This window comes from bacterium (assembly GCA_026414725.1).
GTDB lineage: Bacteria > Ratteibacteria > UBA8468 > B48-G9 > JAFGKM01 > JAAYXZ01.
This window is the reverse complement of record JAOAIL010000005.1, coordinates 57,327-78,727: the sequence shown is the minus strand read 5'-3', so window position 1 is coordinate 78,727 and position 21,401 is coordinate 57,327. Positions and strand designations below refer to the sequence as shown.

Sequence of the window (21,401 nt, the reverse complement as noted above, 5' to 3'; positions counted from 1 at the left end):
CCCTTATGTAGCAACATCTATCCCCGGCAGATGTAATGACCTTGTAAATAAGGTGGAAAAAGCAGTTTCATTTGATGGGTTCACATTTATAGATGTCCTTTCTCCCTGCCGTCTCGGCTGGCCTCATGAGCCAGAACTCACAATGGAGATTTCACGGCTTGCTGTTGAGACCTGTATCTGGCCATTATATGAAGTAGTGGAGGGAAAGTATAAACTCACATATAAGCCAAAGGAGAAAAAACCAGTAGTAGAGTGGTTAAAACTGCAGAGAAGATTTGCACATTTTTTTAAACCAGAGAACCAGTATCTTCTTGAAGAGATACAGAAAGAGGTTGACAAGCGCTGGGAATCCCTTCTGAAAAAATGTGAGGGATAAAAGATGAACTCTCTTGTAGTCGCCGGGATTTCAATAATACTTTTTATTCTTGCTTACCATTTCTATGGGAGATTCCTTGAAAGAATATGGGATGTGAATCCTGAGAAAAAGACGCCTGCCTTTGAAAGGGAAGATGGTGTTGACTATGTTCCTGCAAAACACTGGCTTATACTTTTTGGGCACCACTTTTCTTCTATTGCTGGAGCAGGTCCTATTCTTGGTCCTGTGATTGCCTGTATGGTCTGGGGATGGTTTCCTGCGGCTTTGTGGATTGTTTTTGGTTCTATTCTTTTAGGTGGTGTCCATGATTTTGGTTCCCTTCTTTTAAGTTTAAGGTATCAAGGAAGCAGTGTAGGGGATGTTACTGAATCAATTATAAATAGAAGAAGTAAAATCCTTTTCTGTTTATTTCTTTATCTGTCCCTTATTCTTGTTGTCGCTGTTTTTGCATCTGTGACTGCCACAACTCTTATAAAAGAACCGCAGATTGTTATTCCTACCTTCGGGCTTGTTTTTATAGCAATACTGTTTGGGTTCCTTGTTTACAGGTTCCGATGGGGATATATATATGCAACATTTATATCCCTTATTCTTCTGGTTTTATTATTTGTCCTTGGACACAGATTTCCTGTGGCATTATGTGGAGATAGTGCTGTAAAATTATGGATTATAGTTCTTCTTTTATACTCTTTTGTCGCCAGTATCATTCCTGTAAATCTTTTACTGCAGCCACGGGACTATCTTTCATCCTTCATCCTTTTTTTCGGGCTTATACTGGGCTATACAGGACTTATTACCTCAAAACCTGTTATACATACTCCTTCTTATATCTCATTTTCTGCAGGGACAAAAGGAACACTCTGGCCTATGATGTTTGTAATCATTGCCTGCGGTGCAATAAGTGGATTCCATAGTTTGGTTGCGAGTGGAACTACATCAAAACAGATTACAAATGAGAAAGATGCCAGAAAGATTGCCTATGGTGGTATGCTTACAGAAGGGGTGCTTTCCATACTCGCTCTGCTATGTGTATGTGCAGGACTCTACTGGAATTCTGGTATTCCTTCAATGGACTACACTTCTCTTATGGCAAAGGGGGACTGGATAGGAACTTTTGCTACTGGATACGGGCAGATTACCTCAAAGATATTGAGTTCTGAAACGGGTAAGATGATAGCAATTGTTATGATAAATGCTTTTGTTCTTACAACACTTGATACTGCAACGAGGATTAATCGTTATATCTCACAGGAACTTTTTGGTTATGGATGGAATATCAAAATTTTTAGAAACAGATACTTCTCTACCTTTATAGTGATACTGATTGCTGGTTATCTTGCTTTCGGTAACTGGCAGAAAATCTGGCCTGTCTTTGGTGCATCAAACCAACTAGTAGCAGCCATAGCCCTATTTGTTACAGGTGTTTTCCTGACTAAAAAAGGGAAGAGAGCACTTACCTCATTTATTCCTGCTATTTTTATGTTTCTTACCACCATTACCGCACTTATATACCAGGCACAGGGATTTTACAGAGACAGAAACTATTTCCTCGGCAATATCTCTGTTTTTCTCGTATGCCTCGCTATTTTCTTTATAAACGAGGGTTTAAGGAAAATGCGGTATTCTAAAATTTCTGTATAGTTATATGATATAATACTTTCACAATTAAAACAGGAAGGGAGACAAATATGGGTAGATTTGAAAAGGAATATCTGACAGAAGAAGAGGTTAAGAAGTTAAAGGAGCTTGGTAGGTTATGCAGAGGTGATATACTTACAATGACAACACTCGCTGCTTCAGGGCATCCCGGTGGTTCAATGTCATCCATAGACATATATCTTACAGTGTTTTCTTATGCAAATGTTGCTCCTGATAGGATAGATGACCCTTTAAGAGATAAAGTTGTTGTAAGTCATGGGCATACATCTCCAGGAGTATATGCTGCACTGGGACGCCTTGGTTTTTTTGATATAGATATGGCTGTTGCAACGTTCCGACTTTCAGGCAGTATATTTGAAGGGCATATAGTGAGAAAGGTACCTGGTGTAGAATGGGGAACAGGAAATCTGGGGCAGGGGCTTTCTGCTGGCTGTGGGTTTGCTCTCGCAGACCGTCTTCATAAAAGAGATACACATATATTTGTATTGATGAGCGATGGAGAACAGACAAAGGGGCAGGTGGCAGAAGCGAGAAGGTTTGCTGTGAAGTATGGATTGAACAATATCACGGTTATAATTGACAATAACAACATACAGATAAGTGGTAAAACAGATAATGTTATGCCCTGCCGTATATGTGCTAATTATCGTGCTGATGGCTGGGAAACATTAGAAGTAGATGGACATAACTTTGAAGAACTTTATAGAGCAATAAAGAAGTCCACAGAGATGTCAGGACCGGTATGTATTATTGCAAATACAGTAATAGGAAAAGGTGTTTCTTTTATGGAAAATGATTATAGATACCATGGTAAGACACTTGATGAGAATTCATATACGAAGGCAATGGAAGAACTTGGACTTCCACCATCTCTTGAAAGATATAAAAAGTTAAGAATACAGAAATGGAACTATCCTGATAGAAAGTTTTATTTTTCTCCGGTTATAAAAAAAGGAACGCCTGTTCTCTATAAAAAGGAAGAGAAGACAGATAACAGGAGTGCTTATGGTAAGGCGCTTGTGGATATTGCAAAAGCAAATAAAGAAAATACAGAATACCCGTTCGCTGTTTTTGATTGTGACCTATCTACATCTGTAAAGACAGACCTTTTTGAGAAAGAGTTTCCTTCTAATTTCTTCCAGGTAGGAGTGCAGGAGCATAATGCTGCTACAATATCAGGTGTTGTATCAACAGATAGGGTAATCAGTTTCTTTTCTGATTTTGGGGTTTTTGGTGTAGATGAGACATTCAATCAGGCACGACTTAATGACCAGAACTACACAAACCTTAAACTTGTATGTACCCATGTAGGACTTGATGTTGGAGAGGATGGGAAGACACATCAGTGTATTGACTATATAGGAACATTAAGAAATCTATTTGGTTTTAAAATTGTTATACCTGCAGACCCTAACCAGACAGACAGAGTTATAAGGTATGTAGCAGGAGAAGAAGGAAACTGGTTTGTGGGTATGGGAAGGTCAAAAACATCTGTGATTACTAAAGAAGATGGTTCTGTGTATTTTGATGAAAATTATGAGTTTAAATATGGAAAGGCAGATATTATAAGGAAAGGTACTGATGGTTATATCATTACGATGGGTACTATTGTGCCGAGAGCAGTAAAGGCGGTAGAGATCTTAAAAGAGAAAGGAATAAGTATAGGAGTTATCAATATGAGTTGTCCGATTGTAATAGATGAGTATGTTATGGAAGAGGGAATGAAGACAGGTCTGATACTTACAGCAGAAGACCACCATATTGATACAGGACTCGGTGCTACAGTATCAATGTATCTCCTTACCAAAAAATATACGGGCAGGTTTTTCAGAAGGGGGATTTCTGATTACGGAAGTTCGGGTGAGCCAGAATATCTATTTAAAAATGAAGGTATGGATGCACAGTCCCTTGCTGATTTCTTTCTGTCCTGTAAATAGGAGGTATCTATGGAAGAGATTTGTAATAAAGAGAAGAATCTAAAGGAGTGTACCTGTAGTTATAGAGGATGTAGTAGGAAAGGACTTTGTTGTGAATGCCTGAATTATCACTGGGCACAGAGGCAACTACCCGGATGTCTTTTTCCACCAGAAGCAGAAAGGACTTATGATAGGTCTCTGGAGTATTTTATTGAGGTCTGGAGTAAAAAATTAGGGAGATGATTGGATGATTTTTCCAGAAGAGCGACTCATCTTTGCTCTTGATATGTTCACTCAAAAAGAGGCAGAGAGATATGTTGAGGAATTGGATGGCATAGTCAATTTCTTTAAGGTGGGGATTATTTTATATACCATAACAGGTCCTGCCTTTGTGGAATATCTTATTAAAAGAAACAAAAAGGTATTTCTTGACCTGAAATTTTATGATATTCCGGAGACAGTCAGGGATGCAGTAAAACAGGTATCTTTATTAGGTGTGGAGTTTCTAACTGTTCATTCACAGCGTCAGGTTATGGAAGCAGCAGTAGAGGGAAAAAGGGGAAGTTTGCTTAGAATACTTGCTGTTACACTCCTTACCAGTATGGATGCTGCTGATGTCGGTACAGGAAAAAGTTCTGAAGAGGTTGTTATTGAACGAGCAAAATTAGCAGCAGAGTGTGGTTGTGAAGGTGTCGTGGCATCAGGGATGGAGGCAGGTCTTATCAAAAAGCAGACAGAAGGTAAACTCCTTGTTGTCTGTCCCGGGGTTAGACCATCCGGTGAGAATAAAGGACTCCATAAAAGGGCTGCTACTCCCTCAGAGGCAATAAGTGCAGGTGCGGATTATCTTGTTGTCGGCAGACCTATAAGGGATGCTGTAATTCCGAGGATAGCGGCACAGGAGATTGTAAAGGAGATACAGAGCGCTTTATAGAAATCTATAAACGAGATATTTAATAGTCCACTGGCAAAAGTCAGAATCAAAGATATATTGAATCTAAATGTACTTTTTACTTCTGGATACCGCCTTCAAAGACACCATCCATAAAAAGTTTCAGTTTTTTACTATGGGCTGAATGTCTCAATTTCTGGATTGCTTTTGCTTCTATCTGTCTTATTCTTTCTCTCGTTAACTGGAAAGTATTTCCTACCTCTTCCAGTGTTCTTTGATAACCTGCTTCATCAAGTCCAAATCTTAAACGTAGAATTTTCTCTTCTCTTTCATCAAGGGTTCTTAATGCCTTTTCTAATTCCTCCCTTAATAATGAATGTCTGGCATGCTTTAACGGGTCAGGATTTTTTCCATCTTCAATAAAATCACCTATGGTTGTTCTCTCTTCATCTCCAACAGGCATATCTAAAGAGACCGGCTCTGGCCTCATAGACCTTTTGATAGTTCTTATTTTATCTATTGATAGATGCATTTTTTTTGCGATTTCTTCTTCCGTTGGTTCATCGTTTTTTGACTGGATGATATTTGCTTCAATCTTCTTCATCTTATTCTGTTTTTCAATCATATGAACAGGTGTTCTTATAACAGCAGAATGGTCAGCAATAGCCCTTGTAATCGCCTGTCTTATCCACCAGGTAGCATAGGTGCTGAACTTGAAACCAGTCCTATATTTGAACTTCTCAACTGCCTTCATCAGTCCTATATTGCCTTCCTGAATGAGGTCAAGAATTGAAAGACGTGGATTGTTATATCTCTTTGCTATGTTTATCACAAGCCGCAGGTTTGAATTGACTAATTTTTCTTTAAGTTGTGCAAGTTCCCTTTCATATTTTTCATATTCTTTTCTATTAATTTTTTTCTGTTTAGAATGTTTTTTAAGTTTACTTTTTGATTCTTCAATCCCTTTGGCTATTTCTATTTCTTCTTCATGGGTAAGTAATGAGTAAGTTCCTGCTGATTTAAGATATGAACGTAAAGGATTTCTTGCTTCTCCGAGGTCTAATTTTTTTTCTCCTTCTTTTTCTATAGGAAATGGTTCTTCTTCGTCAATATCTATATCCCAGTATTCCAGTTCATCAAAAAGTTCAAGAATATCATCCTGGTCTGTCAGGTCTGTGGGAAGGATTTCGTTAATCTCATCCCATGACAGATGTTTCTTTTTCTTGCCGAGTTCTATAATCTCGTGGAACTTCTCTTCCTTTCTGCTTTCTAAACTGGCATTTTTTTTACTTTTCATAACCTACTCCTTTTTCAGTTCAAAAAGTATATTCTGAATGGTTTCCATCTCATTATAATATGGAATACCCAGCTCCTTTTTCTCAGTTATCTTTTTCTTAGTTTCTTCTAATTCTATAGAAAGACAGTACTTATGGATTTTTTTAAGGCAGTCCTGAAATATCTGCTGTTTCTTATCTTTTTCTAATTTTCTTTCCATAATGGTTGTCTTCATAAATGTGCCTGAAAGCCATGTTCCTGTCTCTTCATCCAGATAACTTATAAGATTAGCAGGTGTGATATCAATTTTATTATTAAGGAGTTCTTTTGATGTAAGAGCCACTGCCTCTAATTTTTTTGTTAGCCGTCCCTTCCATTCAAGGAACTCCTGCCAGTATTTATTGTCAGATAGTATTATCTCCATAAGAAGATTTTCAGCAGAGGTATAATATGATTCTTTCTTTTCTCCTTCTTTAACGGTATTTCTAAATTTTTCCTTTTTATTGTCAAGATACCCTCTTAAAAATTTTTCATTTGTATTGAGTTTAAGAGAAAGATTTTTAATATATTCATCCCTTTCAATTTCGTCAGGGATAAGGGATATAAACCTAACAATTTCTTTCGCAATGGATGATTTACCCTTTGGTGTATTAATATCGTATTTTTTTGAGATAACATTCAGGGCAAAATCAATGAAGTCCATTGCCTGTCCCATCACTTTTTTAAATGCCTCTATTCCATATTCATCTATAAATCTATCAGGGTCAAAATTTACAGGTAAAAGACATATCTTTGTTTCAAATCCCATTTTTAATATACTCTCAAGGTTTCTTAAACTTGCATTTATACCTGCCTCGTCAGAATCAAAGGAAAGAAGTATACGTTCAGTAAAACGTTTTATAAATTTTAAGTGTTCATCTGTAATAGCAGTCCCCATAGGTGCCACAACATTTTCAATTCCATTTATATGCAGTTTAATCACATCAAAGTATCCTTCTACGAGAAATACAAACTGTTTTTCTTTGATTGATGCCTTTGCCTGATGAATACCATACAAAATACGTCCTTTATTGAAAACAGCATTTTCTCCTGTGTTTAAGTATTTTGGTTGTTGTTCATCATCCATTGCGCGACCACCAAAACCATTAATTCTTCCCTGTATGTCAAAAATAGGAAATATAATTCTATTTCTGAATGTGTCTATCCCATCTTTGTTTATCAACCCTGCATTGATATAGGGTTCTTTATCAAGTTTTTTCTCTTCTATCTTCTTTACAAGATAGTTCTTTATTCCCGGTGCAAAGCCAAGATGAAAAGATTTTATATCCTTTTCAGTGAGATTTCTGTTTATAAGGTAGTTCATCGCATCACTGCCCTTTGATGAGAAAAGTGCCTCTTTATAACAGTTAGAAGCAAACTCATTTGCTTTAAAAATTTTATCTGTTTTGATATCTTCTGTGTATTCAGATACAGATATTTTAACTCCTGCTTTTTTCGCCGCAATTGCTACTGCCTGAGGAAAAGAGATGTTGTCTATCTTCATAAGAAATCGTATGACATTTCCACCTGCTCCACATCCAAAACAATGGAATATCTGTTTTTCAGGGTTTACAATAAAAGAAGGGGTCTTTTCCTGATGGAAAGGACATAGTGCTTTGAAATTCCTGCCTGTTTTTTTAAGTGTTAGGTATTCAGATATAATATCTACTATATCAATCTTTGAAATTATCTCTTCAAGTTGAGCAGATGAAAAAACCGACTTCCCCATTTTCTTTTGCCTGCCTTGTTTAATAATAAAGGTTATACCTTTATGGATAGTCAGTGTCAAGGGAAGGGTAATTAAAGAATTTTTTCTGGTTTCAATCGAAAATGACAGAAAATTGCAGATTTTAATCTTTAAGTTCAGAAAGGATTAACCTTTCATAACAGCCAGAGGGACCATCCTCGCTATCTTTTTTGATAGACCTGCTCCTTCCACTACTTTTATAACTTCATCTATATCTTTATACGCATCAGGCATCTCTTCTGCAAGTCCTTTTCTACTCACACCTTTTGCCATTATTCCTTTTCCTGCAAGTTCTTCTATAATATCTCTGTTTTTACTTTCTTTAATTGCCTGATGTCTTGACATTGTTCTCCCTGCACCATGACAGGTGCTTCCCCATGTCTCTTCCATTGCTTTTTCTGTACCTACAAGTATGTATGAAGAGGTTCCCATAGTTCCTGGAATGATAACTGGTTGTCCTGTATCTTTATACTTTTCAGGTAGTGCAGGATGTCCTTTGGGAAATGCGCGTGTTGCCCCTTTTCTATGGATGAAAAGCCATCTTTCTCTACCATCAACATTGTGTTTTTCAAGATTACAGATATTGTGGGCAACATCATACACAGTATACATCTCCAATTTTTCCCATGGTGTTTTCAATACATTAGAAAATGTCTCCCTTATCCAGTGAGTTATAATCTGTCTGTTAGCAAAGGCGTAATTGGCTGCTGCATTCATTGCCATTAAGTACTGTTTCCCTTCTTTAGAATTAGCGGGTGCACAGGCAAGTTGCCTGTCAGGAAGTTTAATCCCATAGTCCAATGCAACCTTCCCGAACCTGTCTAAGAAGTCCTCACATATCTGATAACCAAAACCCCTGCTGCCTGAATGGACCATAATGGTTATCTGCCCTTTGAATATACCAAATTTTTCTGCTATTTCTTTATCATATACATCTATCACTTGCTGTATTTCAAGAAAATGATTACCGGACCCCAGTGTGCCTAATTGTGAAGTACCTCTTTCATAGGCGCGGTTGGTTATTACATCAGGGTTAGCATCTTTTTTTGTCCCATAGTCCTCAATACATTCAATATCACTCTGGATTCCAAAACCATTTTTTACAGCCCATCTGGCACCTTCAACAATTACCTTCTCTAAATCCTTTCTTTTCAAAGATAAATTCCCTTCAGAACCAACACCTGAAGGGATATTGGTAAAGAGTAAATTTATCAGATGCTGTAATGTGTCTTTTATATCTTTGTATTGCATATTTGTTCTGATAAGCCGGACCCCACAACAGATATCGTATCCCACAAATCCAGGAACTATCACACCACTTTCTGAATCAAAGGCACCCACTCCTCCTATTGGTGCTCCATATCCCCAGTGCACATCAGGCATAGCCAGACTGTACTTTACAATACCACGGAGTTTAGCGACATTTTCAACCTGTAATGGGGCATTGTCTGAAAGTGCTTTACTTAGAAGTTTTTCAGAGATATAGAGTATCCCGGGTACCCTCATATCTTCCTTTTTAGGTATTATCCATTTATATTCACTAACCTTTTCTATATCTTTTATTTCCATTTTTCTTCTATTATGTTCCAGCCAGATTCTAAACTTTTTTTGCTCATCTCAACAAGTTCGTTTGATGGAAATACCTGTTCTATTCCATAATATAAATTTTTCAGGTGAAAAGGAAAGAAGGAATGATTGATGATATAACCTGTTGCGCCCGTTGCTACCATATTAGTTGTCTTTATACTTCCTAAATTTTCAGCGATTTCACTTGCTTCAATCTTAATTATCTTTGTTCCTGATATATAGGACTTTCCAATAAGGGAAGAGTTTAATATAACAAAGGCATCTTTTTTAAGATAACCATGTAACATCCTGTATGAGTTCTCATCTAAAAAGACGCCTATATCTACTTCAGTGCTTACAGGGGATACAATATCCTCTGCTGAATAGATAACTATGGAGCAATAAACATAACCACCACGCATCTCTGCTCCATATGAGGGTAGACAACTTACATTCATATTCTGTTTTATGGCTGCATAGGAAATGACCTTACCTGCTGTTAATATCCCCTGTCCCCCTGAACCGCCAATGATTATTCTGGTTGCTCTTTTTTGTTTCACTTAAAACTCCTGTATTATATCAATGCCTTAAGTAGAGCATTTCCTTCTTCGCCTTTTGACTTTGCAAACTGTTTTAATTTGGATATGTCTGTTATTCCTTTTTCTATATAGGCACGATAAGCGAGGATAAGTGCTTTTACACCAGAAGATGGTCCGTCAGGATGGCTGTACACAGATGTACCTGCTAAAAACATTTTTCCACCTATTCCGAGATATTTCATATTAAGACCTATATTGTCAGGACCAAGACCACCAGCAATAACTAGTGTCATACCTTCTTTCCCAATCAGTTTTTCTTTTTGAAGACGAGGTAGAATCAATGCCTTTTCTGTTTCGTCAGGTTTCAGATAGCTATTTACAGCAGGCAGTTGCATAAATGCTGACCCGAAATAAGCAGCAAAAAGGTACATTATTGCTGGAGATATTCCCCAGTATGTACTTCCTGTGATGATATTCATTCCAGCAGTATGGCTATAGACAGGGACATCAAATGTTTGGGCAATCTCAGCCATTTTGAGAAAACCACCACTGTAGTACGGAGAGAACATCAATGCATTTGCTCCTGCTTCTATTGCTGCTTTTGCATAGTCCATAATATCTTCTGAATCTGTAGTAATATGCGGTGCAAATAAAAATCTCGGTCCTTTTGGTTTTTCGTTTTCTCGTCCGAGGTCAAACCCTTCTTTTTTCAGGTCTTTTACAACTCGGCTGACAAATCGCGGGATATCTCGGAGAGTAAGATGCATATTTTCATCTGCTTTCGTAAACTTTGCGCCTGCCATTGCTGCCTGAACAACTGCATCAGAAAATAGAGAAGGAGTTAGTCCAGTTTTCGGTTTTACAATAGTACCGATGATAGGTTCATCTTCAGAGAGATTAAGATATTTTCTAATTCTTTTATGTGGCCATAGAATGCCGGGTAGCCGTTTTTTTAATATATCAGGTAGTCGTATATCAATAATTCTTGCCCCGCGGTAGAATGAAAAGGCACTTACAGGTTCACTGGCAATAGCCATTAAAAGTTGAGCGAGAGGGAATTTTTTAATCTGTTTATCAAAAAATTCTAATGGATATGCAATGGTGATTAATCCTGCTTCCAACCTTTCTTTTTTATTATATCCCAGTAGTTTTATAGAGGTTGTCCAGCTCATATTTTCATCATATCGTGCTGGTTTTTTAGTGTTTTCACTACCTTCACTATGCCAGGGTTTTAAAGTACCGTGTTCCATAATCATTTTAGCAGCATTTTTCAATCCATCCATAGGAGTGCCGGTGTTTATAACCTCAAAATAATAATCAACTTCTACATTTGGACCCCGGCTGTTATTCCTTTCCATATTTAATTCTTCAAGTATGCGACTTTCCTCTTCTTCACTGCTTACAGGTTTAACCTGGAAATAAGGATGTTCTATAAAATTTTTGAGATTTTTTCCGGTACCTATAACATTATGCATCTTTAACCTCCATCAATTTTTTATTCAGTCCTGACATATTAAAAGCATGGACATACCTTAATATTGATTGTTTTATACTTCCGAGAATTTCTTTTTCAGGGTCAAACCCATTTTTAGAAATATTCTGGAACATCTTTTCCTTTGTTTCTATAACATCTTCTCTTTCTATATAGTAATGTCCACAACTTACCAGTACTTTATAGCAGAGAGCAGGGTCACTCTTAAAATCTCTATCACTTATATTTTTAATGTTTTCAGGGAGCCACTTTCTCCAGCGGGGTTCAGAAAATACCTTTTCTTTAAGAAGTTCTCTAAATTTTTTACCAGCAGGAGTTTGGTAAGATAATCTTATAAGTGCCTTTGTTTCAGTAACTCCGAATTCAGGTGCTACATTTACAGTGGATATACCCAGAACAGGATGCATTTTCAGGGTCTCTTCATCAAGATAATCAGCATTATGTTCCTTTAATAGACATCCCTGTTCTTTTGCAATAACAGATAATTCTTTAGCAACATCCGGTTGAAAAAATCCATAATTTTCATCTAATTTTGTCAGTGTTCCTGTTTGTCCAACTATTAAATCAGGCAGAGGAAGAGAATTATCTTTCAATTTATTTTTCAGGTTATACAGAAATTTTTGGAATTTTTCTGGCTGTGTCAGTCCACCTTTTATATCTTCTGTTCCGACTTCATAAGATACGGGGGGTATATTATGCTTAATCCGTTCTTTCTCTATAGCCATTATTAAAGAGACCGTGTCTTCAACGATAACATCGGTGCTGTCAGAACCATCTTTAAGAAAGGGATTTTTGGTAGGGTCAATATGTAGAATATCAAAACCAGCATGTAGGTCTGATAGAAATGAGGATATACCGAGATTAAACGCTTTTTCACGTTCTAACTGTTCAGTTAGTTCTCTATCTCTCTGCCATGGTCCACCGTGGTCCCTGCAAAAATAAATTGCTTTTGGGAATCCATATTCTTCAGCCAGTTTTCTTACACCATCAACAAATCTCTGCTGGTTCCATTTATTAAGATAACCACCACCAAGTTCATCTGAATCAATCTGATTACGGCTAGCGATAAGAAATAAAGGGAAATCATATTCATATGCTACCTGGAGTGATGCAATAATTGTACTGGTTGTTACAGGACCTATGCATAAAATACTTATATCCTCTATTGTTTTGAATCTTTCAAAAAGTTGTACAGGGGAGAGGAACTTACCTAACATTTTTATCTCCTAAATTCTCTTTATGTCCACCATGCCTTTGGTTTCGGTTGTCTGATAAGGACTGCTTTTAAGAAATCAATGGCTTTTTTAAGTCCTTCCTCTGTACTCATCAAGCTGTCCTCATGTTCTATACTCAATGTTCCGTCATATCCGACAAGCCGAAGGTTTGAAACAAAAGCATTCCAGAAATCAGCGCCATGTCCATAACCGACGGTTCTGAATATCCATGAGCGGTTTATCTCATCAAGATATGTTTTAGTATCAAGAACACCATTGATAGAAGTATTGTAAGGGTCTATCTTTGTATCTTTTGCATGGACATGATATATAGCACCAGAAAGTTTTCTTACAGCAGCGATGGGGTCTATTCCTTGCCAGAAGAGATGGCTGGGGTCAAAGTTTGCTCCAATTTCTTTACCTGCTGCATCACGTAGTTTAAGAAGTGTTTCAGGATTATATACGACAAACCCAGGATGCATCTCAAGGCATATCTGGTTTACATTATGGTCCCTGGCAAATTTTACTTCTTCTTTCCAGTAAGGAATAACCTCTTTTTCCCACTGCCACTTAAGTATTGTGGAGAAGTCATCAGGCCAGGGGCAGGTAACCCAGTTGGGATATTTTGCATCTTCACTCTCACCGGGACACCCAGAAAAAGTTATAATACGTGGTACTCCTAACTTTTCTGCTAAAAGTATGGTTTTTCTCTGCGCATCTCTGTGAGCCTCTCTTATCTTTTTATCTGGATGGAGTGGGTTTCCATGGCAGGATAGTGCTGATACCTCAAGACCTCTACTTCCTACTGCTTCTTTAAACTTTTTTATCTCATCGGGCTTTTTCAAAAGTATATCAGGATTACAGTGGCTATTGCCTGGATAGTTTCCTGTGCCTATCTCCACTGTATCCAGTCCTAACTCCTTTACCTTATCCAGTGCCTCTTCAAGAGGTCTATCTCCGAATAAAACTAAAAACACACCCAATTTCATTTTACCCTCCTTGTTAGTTTTATTATACCTTATCTAAATAAATTTCAAAACTGATTATTTTTTGGTATAATTTAATACTGGAATAATCAGATAGTTTCTCAGATGTTTCACCAATTGAGAGAAAAGGGGTATCAGGGGCAAGAGTGCCCCTGAATTTCTTATGATGTCCTATAATTTTTTTCTTTCAGGGAAGTTTGCAGGACAGAGAAAAAGGGCAGATAGTTTCCTGTGGTTTATAAGTATATTTTCTATTGCTGGAATTGCTATAGGGGTTATTGCCCTTATGTTGGTAATAGGGGTTATGAGTGGTTTTTCCGGTGAATTGAAGAGAAAGATTATAGGAGCATATCCTTTAATAACAATAGAAGGTAAACCGTATATCTATAATTACAACAGGATAATAGAGAAGGTCTCAAAGGATATCCCTGAGGTTAAAGGTATCTCTCCATATATTTCCACACAGGTTATATATAAATCCCAGAGATATATGATAGGAGGCATATTAAGAGGGGTTGTTCCTTATAGTGAGGATAATGTAACCAATATAGGAAAGTTTTTGAAGAAGGGAAGGATGGATGACCTTTCTGAAGGTGTTTTTTTAGGGAGTGAACTGGCAAAGGAATTAGAAGTTGATGTAGGAGACGAGATATGGATAATCACAGGTATTTTAGCGAGAGAAAAAAGAGCAGTTGTAAAAGGGATAGTTGAATCAGGTATCTATGCGTTTGATTCCTCAATGGGATTTTTTTCACTGGAAAACCCATCTTTAAGTTATGGAAATCTTGTTCATGGAATAGGTATAAGAATAGATAATATATATGCTTCAGAAGATATAGCGAGAAAAATAAGGGAATTACTTGAAGGAGAATATACTGTTTCCACATGGATACAGAAGAATAAAATTCTTTTTGCAGCACTTGCTATGGAGAGAAAAGCGATGTCTATTATATTAGGACTGATTATACTTGTGGCGTCTTTCAATATCTCTTCTACACTTATGATAACTGTTTACAGGAAAGTAAAGGAGATAGGGATTTTGAGGGCACTGGGACTTTCTTCAAAGGATATAGAGAAGATATTTATATATCAGGGATTAATACTCGGAGGTAAAGGGCTGGTACTGGGACTCATTACAGGAGGAGTACTTGCATATCTTTTGAGAAGGTATCAGTTTATAAAAATACCGGAATTTATATATGACCTTTCTCGTCTTCCAGTGGAGATTTCTTTCTCTGATATATGCTGGATTGTAGTATCTGTTCTTGTAATTGTTACTCTTGCGAGTTTATACCCAGCAAGACGTGCTGCAAGGTTAAACCCTAATGAGGCGATAAGAAATGGATAAACTTTCAGGCAGGGATATAACTAAGGAATATCCAGGTGGAATTACTGCATTAAAGAATGTTAGTATAGAAATGAAAAAAGGGGATATAGTGGTATTGATAGGACCATCGGGTTCTGGAAAGACAACCCTGATAAATATACTCGGGTTATTAGATGCCCCAACCAGAGGTAGTGTTTTTCTTGATGGGAGAGAGATTACAGGATTAGCGGAAAAGGAAAAATGTGAGATAATGAACAGGTCATTTGGGTTTATCTTTCAGTTTTTTTATCTCATACCGGAACTTACAGTAATAGAAAATATTATGCTGCCTCTCTGGATAAAAGAAAGGTCCACACGGAGGATTAAAGAGTATTATAAAGCAGCAGAAGATTTACTCGGTGAGTTCAACCTTTTAAAAAGGAAGTATGCATATCCATCACATCTCTCAGGTGGGGAGATGCAGAAGGTTGCTATATGTAGGAGCTTGATATGTAACCCTGAAATAATATTAGCAGATGAACCTACAGGGAGTATTGATAAAGAATCATCTGAGATGTTTTTTAATGTTGTGCAACTCCTTAATAAGAAAAAAGGAATGACATTTTTTATAGGGACACATAACGAAAGATTTTTACAGTTTGCTACAAAAGTAGTATATTTAAATAACGGAGAAATAGAAAAAATAAAGGAGTGAAAATATGGGATTGCTTATATATGTCAATGGGAAGTTAGTCCCTGAAGAAGAAGCAAAGGTTTCTGTTTTTGACCATGGGCTTCTATATGGTGATGGTGTTTTTGAAGGTATCAGGGGATATAATGGAAGGATTTTTAAATTAGATGAGCATCTGGCTCGTTTGTATGCATCAGCAAAGGCAATAATGCTTGATATACCACTTGAATTTTCTGAGTTGAAAGATGCTATTATCCAGACAGTAAGAGCAAATAAATTAAGGGATAGTTATATAAGAGTTGTTGTTACCAGAGGAGTAGGGGATTTAGGACTTGACCCGAGGAAGTGCAAGATTCCAACACTTTTTATTATTGCCAGTAAGATAGAGTTATACCCTGCCGAGATTTATGCAAAAGGACTGGATGTTGTAACTGTAGCGACCAGAAGAAATCTTACTGAATCAGTCAGTCCTGCTATAAAGTCATTAAACTATCTGAACAATATTATGGCAAAGATAGAGGCAAACAATGCAGGCGCTTCAGAAGGACTAATGCTTAACAGTATGGGATATGTGAGTGAATGTACAGGAGAAAATATATTTATTGTATATAAAAAACGACTATTTACCTCACCTATTACTGCTGGTATTCTTGAAGGGATTACGAGAAATACTGTGAAAGAGATAGCATACAATATTGGTCTGGAAGTGTATGAAAGAGATATTACAAGGTATGAGATATTTACCGCAGATGAGTGTTTTCTGACTGGTACAGCGGCAGAAATAGTGCCTGTTATATCCCTTGATGGTAGAACTATAGGAACCGGCAAACCAGGAGAGATAACCGGCAGAATAAGAAAGGAGTATTCGTTATTAACGATGTCAGAGGGTGTTCCTGTATACGAATAATACTGGTAAAAATTACAGAAATAAGGTATAATGTAGTAAAGAACGTAAGAGTAATATTTTAAAAAGTAGTTTCAGGAGATAATACCTCCTGAGAGGGATAAAGATGTTTGAAAGGTTTACAGAAAGAGTGAAGGTACTTTTGGATTCTGCAAGGAAAGAGGCACTTAAATACGGACATAACAGGATTGAGCCAGAACATATCTTCCTCGCTATGTTAGAAGATAACCAGGGTGTAGGGGTCTCTATCTTACACCAGATGGGTATTGACTTTCAGAAATTGAAACAGGAAATAGAAAGGAATATGAAGATAGGTATTCCTGTGTATGTAGGAGAAATTCCTTTAAGTCCTCAATCCAAAAAAGTACTTGAGATGGCGGTTAAAGAAGCACAGTTTTATATGCATACCTATGTAGGTACAGAGCATATACTCCTTGGTATTATTGGTACAGAGGAGACCATTCCTTCAAAGATTCTCAGGGCTTATGGTATTACTTTAAAAAATGCCCGCGAGATATTTGAAGAGGTAATTTTAGATGCAGGACAGAAATGGCAGGGATATGGTAAAACGTCTGCTGCATCCTATCAAAAAAGCCGGGTGAGTGCACTTCAAACATTCGGGAGAGACCTTACAAAACTTGCAGGAGAAGGGAAGCTTGACCCTGTGATAGGGAGAGAGGTTGAGATAGAAAGGGTGATGCAGATTTTGTGTAGAAGAAAAAAGAACAATCCTGTACTTTTAGGAGAACCAGGGGTTGGTAAGACCGCAATTGTTGAAGGTCTCGCGATGAAAATTGTTTCAGGGAATGCACCCCAGATTTTAAAAGACAAAAAGATAATAATGATTGATTTACCCGGTATGGTTGCAGGGACAAAGTACAGAGGTGAATTTGAGCAGAGGATGAAGATAGTCCTTGATGAGATAAAGAATGCAGGTAATGTAATTATATTTATAGATGAGATACACACACTTGTAGGTGCAGGTGGTGCTGAAGGCGCAATAGATGCTTCCAATATATTAAAACCGCCACTTTCCCGCGGAGAGATACAATGTATAGGGGCAACAACACTTGATGAATACAGAAGGTATATAGAGAGAGATGGTGCTCTGGAAAGAAGATTCCAACCAGTGATGGTAAGTCCTTCAACAGTTGAAGAAACAATAGAGATTCTGAAGGGTTTAAAAGAGAAGTATGAGATACATCATAATGTAAAAATTTCAGACAAGGCACTGGAAGCAGCAGCAATTTTAAGTGATAGATACATAACAGAAAGATTTCTACCTGATAAGGCAATAGATTTAATAGATGAAGCATCAAGCCGTCACAGGTTAAAACTTTATAACCCTCCTGAAGAGATAGAGCAGGTGACGGATGAGATTAGAAAAGTTACGGAAGAGAAAGAAGAAGCCATAAAGAAACAGGACTATGAGAAAGCTGCTTCTCTGAGAGACAGAGAAAGAGAACTTAAGAGTAAATTGGATTACCTGAAGACAAACTGGGAGAAACTTATACCTGAAGAGAAAAAAATGATAACAGAGGCAGAGATTGCAGAAGTAGTATCTCAATGGACAGGTATCCCTGTTGCACAGATATGTAAGAAGGAAAAGGAACGACTCCTTGATATGGAAAAGGAGATTCACAGAATGGTTGTTGGACAGGAGGAAGCAATTTCCGCTGTCAGCAGGGCAATAAGAAGGTCAAGGGTAGGAATGAAAGAGAGGAAACGTCCAATAGGCAGTTTTCTCTTCCTCGGTCCTACAGGTGTTGGTAAGACACTACTTGCAAAGGCACTCGCAAAATTTCTCTTCGGGGATGAACAGGCGCTGGTGCAGATAGATATGTCTGAGTATATGGAAAAATTTTCTATCAGTCGTTTAATAGGAGCGCCTCCTGGTTATGTTGGTTATGAAGAAGGTGGGCAACTTACAGAAAAGGTAAGGAGAAGACCATATAGTGTTATACTGCTTGATGAGATTGAAAAAGCACATCCTGATGTGTTTAATATACTTTTACAGGTTTTAGAAGATGGACGGCTAACGGATGGGCTTGGCAGGAGTGTTAGTTTTCAGAATACAGTTCTTATTATGACATCTAATATAGGAACAGAGATTTTTAAAAACAGGTCAGTCCTCGGATTTCAACAGGAAGATAAGGTGGACTATGAAAATCAGAATGAGAGGATAATGGAACAGGTGAAACGTATATTCAAACCAGAGTTTTTAAACCGACTGGATGAGATAATAATATTCCACTCGTTAACAAAAGAACACCTGTATGAAATTGTGGATATAGAACTTTCCAGGGTGAAGGAGAGAATGGAGGTACATCATATAAGCATAGTTGTTTCAAAAAACGCAAAGCAATTTTTGATTGAAAAGGGTACAAGTCCTGAATTCGGCGCAAGACCTTTAAAGAGAGTAATATCCAAATATCTTGAAGACCCACTTTCAGAAGAGATATTGAAGGATATATATCCGGAACATTCCACCATTCTTGTTGACCATTATAATAAGAAAGACAAACTTACCTTTAAACCATTTAAGAAAGGAGAAACCCTTGAAGAAAATAAAAATTCTGCTACTATGCCTCTTGGTTAATTCAGCCCTGCTTTTCTCTCAAAATATTATTAACAGTATAGAAGTATCAGGAAATAAAAATGTAAGTAAAGAGAAAGTGTTAGTTCTAATGAAGATGAAGACAGGAGGACAGTTTAATGAAGGTGTTTTAAGGGAAGATATAAAGAAGATTGCTGAGTCAGGATTTTTCTCAAAGGTCAGTTATGATATCACAAGTAATGAAAAAGGTATTGATATAAAAATTATAGTAGTTGAGAATCCTGTGGTTAGAGGTATTTATTTTAAGGGAAATAAGGTCTTTAAGACAAAGGACCTTATAGAAACTTTAGGTGTTAACAAAGGGGATATATTTAATGAGTTAAAATTACTTTCCGGGATTGAAAAGATAAAGGATAAGTATAAAGAGAAGCAGTTTTATTTTACAGATATTGAGTATGACACAATGGAGAAAGAAGATGGTGTTATCCTGAATATTCTTGTAAATGAACAGGGTAGAAGGTATGTTTCTAAAATTGTATTTAAGGGTAATAAAGTATTCTCTGATAGTCGATTGAGGGGATTGATGAAGGTAAAACAGAGAAATATGCCTTTTATAAGAGGTAGTTTTAAACCGGATGTATTTGAAAAGGATATAAAGACCATAGAAAATTTTTATAAAGAAAAAGGATTTCTAAATGCAAAAGTAGAAGGGAAAGAATCTATAGATACAAAAACAAAAGGAATAAAGATTGAGATTTCAGTAGAAGAAGGACAGAGATATTATCTGGGAGATATAAGGTTTGAAGGAAAAACTCTGGTGGATGAAAAGGAACTGAAAAATAAACTATCATTAAAGAAAAAGGGTGATATTTTTAACAGAAAACTTGCAGATGAAAATGTCAGGAATCTTTCAGTTTTCTATATAAACAGAGGACATCTTAAAGTAAGAGTTAATGAAATACCAATAGCAGGAGAAAAGCCAGATGTAATAAATATTGTTTATTTTATTGAACCAGGAGAGGTTTATACCGCAGGAGAGATTATTGTAAGGGGTAATTATAAGACAAAGGATAAAGTAATAAGAAGAGAAGTGAAGATAACACCTGGAGATAAAATAACTTCTGAAAAACTACAAAAGAGTTTTAATAATCTTTATGACCTTAACTATTTTGACAGGATAAATATATATCCTGAATTTAAGGGGAATAATACCGCAGATATCGTGGTGGAAGTGGAAGAAAAGGCAAAAACAGGGATGTTTCTTATAGGCGGTGGTTATAGTAATGTTGATGATTTAGTAGGGATGATAAGTATAAGTCAGTCCAATTTTGATATTACAAATCCACCTAAATTTATAGGAGGAGGACAGAATATATCTTTTATGGCACAATTAGGGACTGAAGTAGATAGTTATAAACTGAGTTTTACAGAACCATATTTTCTTGATAAACCTGTCTGGTTTGGAGTTGATTTATATAGAATGAGAAGATACTTTTCTGATTACACTGACAAGAGAACAGGTGGTGCATTACGACTGGGGAAAAGATGGGAAAAGTGTTCACTGGGATTTACAGGAAGGATAGAAGATATTAACATTTCTGATATAGATATCCCTTCTATTGTAGGGCAGGAAGGTGATTATCAGAAGAATAGTATCACAGGAACATTCCGTTTTTCTTCTGTTGATAGAAAAAGAGCACCAAACAGAGGAGTTATATCAGAATTTTCCACTGAGTATGCTGGAGATGTTCTTGGGGGAGATATCAGTTTTATAAAACCAATATTAGAAAATGATATTTACAGTCCTTTAGGGAAACTGGTATTTCATAGTAAGACATATGCTGGAGCAGTAGAGGAGATAGGAGATACAGAAGAGATTCCTATATATGAAAGATTTTTTGGTGGCGGGATAGGGACTGTAAGGGGCTATAAAGAGAGGAGTTTAGGACCGATGGACAGCAGTGGTCGTCCATTGGGAGGACAGGCCATCTTTGCCCAGAATTTTGAGTTGATATATCCTTTATATCAGGATATACTTAAAGGAGTTGTTTTCTTTGATGTCGGTAACGTGTGGGAGGACTGGGATAGTATAGATGATTTGCGTAAAGGTGTAGGTGCAGGAATTAAAGTAGTTATACCGTTTCTTAATGCACCACTTGAGATTTATTATGGATATGCTCTTGATAGGAAAGATGATGAACCGGAAGGTAGATGGCATGTAGGTATGTGGTTTGGTTTTTAA

Annotated in this window: 17 protein-coding genes; 10 read left to right on the top strand and 7 right to left on the bottom strand. The window is 36.9% G+C overall.

The genetic code is table 11. The annotated features are described in order from the left end of the window. From N3D17_03400 to pyrF, 5 genes are all read left to right on the top strand, one after another. A partial coding sequence (locus N3D17_03400) for a pyruvate ferredoxin oxidoreductase (GenBank protein MCX8082432.1) occupies positions 1-376 on the top strand: 376 nt, incomplete at its 5' end. 3 nt (positions 377-379) lie between these two features. Then, positions 380-2,017, top strand: a complete 1,638-nt coding sequence (locus tag N3D17_03395; GenBank protein ID MCX8082431.1) for a carbon starvation protein A — start codon at positions 380-382, stop codon at positions 2,015-2,017. A 47-nt stretch (positions 2,018-2,064) separates the two neighbouring features. Next, entirely contained in the window at positions 2,065-3,972 is a 1,908-nt protein-coding gene (locus N3D17_03390; GenBank protein MCX8082430.1) for a transketolase, read from the top strand. A gap of 9 nt (positions 3,973-3,981) precedes the next feature. Continuing rightward, positions 3,982-4,194 carry a DUF6485 family protein gene (locus N3D17_03385; GenBank protein ID MCX8082429.1) on the top strand — a complete coding sequence of 71 codons (213 nt, stop codon included), beginning with the start codon at positions 3,982-3,984 and terminating at the stop codon, positions 4,192-4,194. Positions 4,195-4,198: 4 nt separating this feature from the next. After that, entirely contained in the window at positions 4,199-4,885 is a 687-nt protein-coding gene (gene pyrF, locus N3D17_03380; GenBank protein MCX8082428.1) for an orotidine-5'-phosphate decarboxylase, read from the top strand. 76 nt (positions 4,886-4,961) lie between these two features. Here pyrF and N3D17_03375 read toward each other — a convergent pair whose 3' ends face one another. From N3D17_03375 to N3D17_03345, 7 genes are all read right to left on the bottom strand, one after another. Then, positions 4,962-6,140, bottom strand: coding sequence for a sigma-70 family RNA polymerase sigma factor (locus N3D17_03375; GenBank protein MCX8082427.1), 1,179 nt, complete (start codon positions 6,138-6,140; stop codon positions 4,962-4,964). Positions 6,141-6,143: 3 nt separating this feature from the next. Beyond that, on the bottom strand, positions 6,144-7,886 hold the full coding sequence (gene dnaG, locus N3D17_03370; protein ID MCX8082426.1) for a DNA primase: 1,743 nt from the start codon (positions 7,884-7,886) through the stop codon (positions 6,144-6,146). 144 nt (positions 7,887-8,030) lie between these two features. Continuing rightward, entirely contained in the window at positions 8,031-9,473 is a 1,443-nt protein-coding gene (locus N3D17_03365; protein ID MCX8082425.1) for an RtcB family protein, read from the bottom strand. Then, positions 9,464-10,030: a 2-oxoacid:acceptor oxidoreductase family protein gene (locus N3D17_03360; protein ID MCX8082424.1), complete on the bottom strand. Its 567-nt coding sequence runs from the start codon at positions 10,028-10,030 to the stop codon at positions 9,464-9,466. Before N3D17_03360 ends, N3D17_03365 begins: the two co-directional genes overlap by 10 nt. A gap of 14 nt (positions 10,031-10,044) precedes the next feature. Beyond that, positions 10,045-11,484: a RuBisCO large subunit C-terminal-like domain-containing protein gene (locus N3D17_03355; GenBank protein ID MCX8082423.1), complete on the bottom strand. Its 1,440-nt coding sequence runs from the start codon at positions 11,482-11,484 to the stop codon at positions 10,045-10,047. Beyond that, positions 11,477-12,718, bottom strand: coding sequence for a class II D-tagatose-bisphosphate aldolase, non-catalytic subunit (locus N3D17_03350; protein ID MCX8082422.1), 1,242 nt, complete (start codon positions 12,716-12,718; stop codon positions 11,477-11,479). The genes N3D17_03355 and N3D17_03350 overlap by 8 nt, the downstream gene beginning before the upstream one ends. A gap of 20 nt (positions 12,719-12,738) precedes the next feature. Beyond that, on the bottom strand, positions 12,739-13,704 hold the full coding sequence (locus N3D17_03345) for a sugar phosphate isomerase/epimerase (protein MCX8082421.1): 966 nt from the start codon (positions 13,702-13,704) through the stop codon (positions 12,739-12,741). Positions 13,705-13,864: 160 nt separating this feature from the next. On the opposite strand from N3D17_03345, the gene N3D17_03340 reads away from it, so the two are divergent. From N3D17_03340 to bamA, 5 genes are all read left to right on the top strand, one after another. After that, positions 13,865-15,049: an ABC transporter permease gene (locus N3D17_03340; GenBank protein ID MCX8082420.1), complete on the top strand. Its 1,185-nt coding sequence runs from the start codon at positions 13,865-13,867 to the stop codon at positions 15,047-15,049. Then, entirely contained in the window at positions 15,042-15,722 is a 681-nt protein-coding gene (locus N3D17_03335) for an ABC transporter ATP-binding protein (GenBank protein MCX8082419.1), read from the top strand. Before N3D17_03340 ends, N3D17_03335 begins: the two co-directional genes overlap by 8 nt. Before the next feature lie 4 nt (positions 15,723-15,726). Continuing rightward, a complete protein-coding gene (gene ilvE, locus N3D17_03330) occupies positions 15,727-16,605 on the top strand; it encodes a branched-chain-amino-acid transaminase (protein MCX8082418.1) in 879 nt (292 codons plus the stop codon). Between the two features lie 103 nt (positions 16,606-16,708). Further along, positions 16,709-19,201, top strand: a complete 2,493-nt coding sequence (locus tag N3D17_03325; GenBank protein MCX8082417.1) for an ATP-dependent Clp protease ATP-binding subunit — start codon at positions 16,709-16,711, stop codon at positions 19,199-19,201. After that, positions 19,161-21,401, top strand: coding sequence for an outer membrane protein assembly factor BamA (bamA, locus tag N3D17_03320; protein MCX8082416.1), 2,241 nt, complete (start codon positions 19,161-19,163; stop codon positions 21,399-21,401). Before N3D17_03325 ends, bamA begins: the two co-directional genes overlap by 41 nt.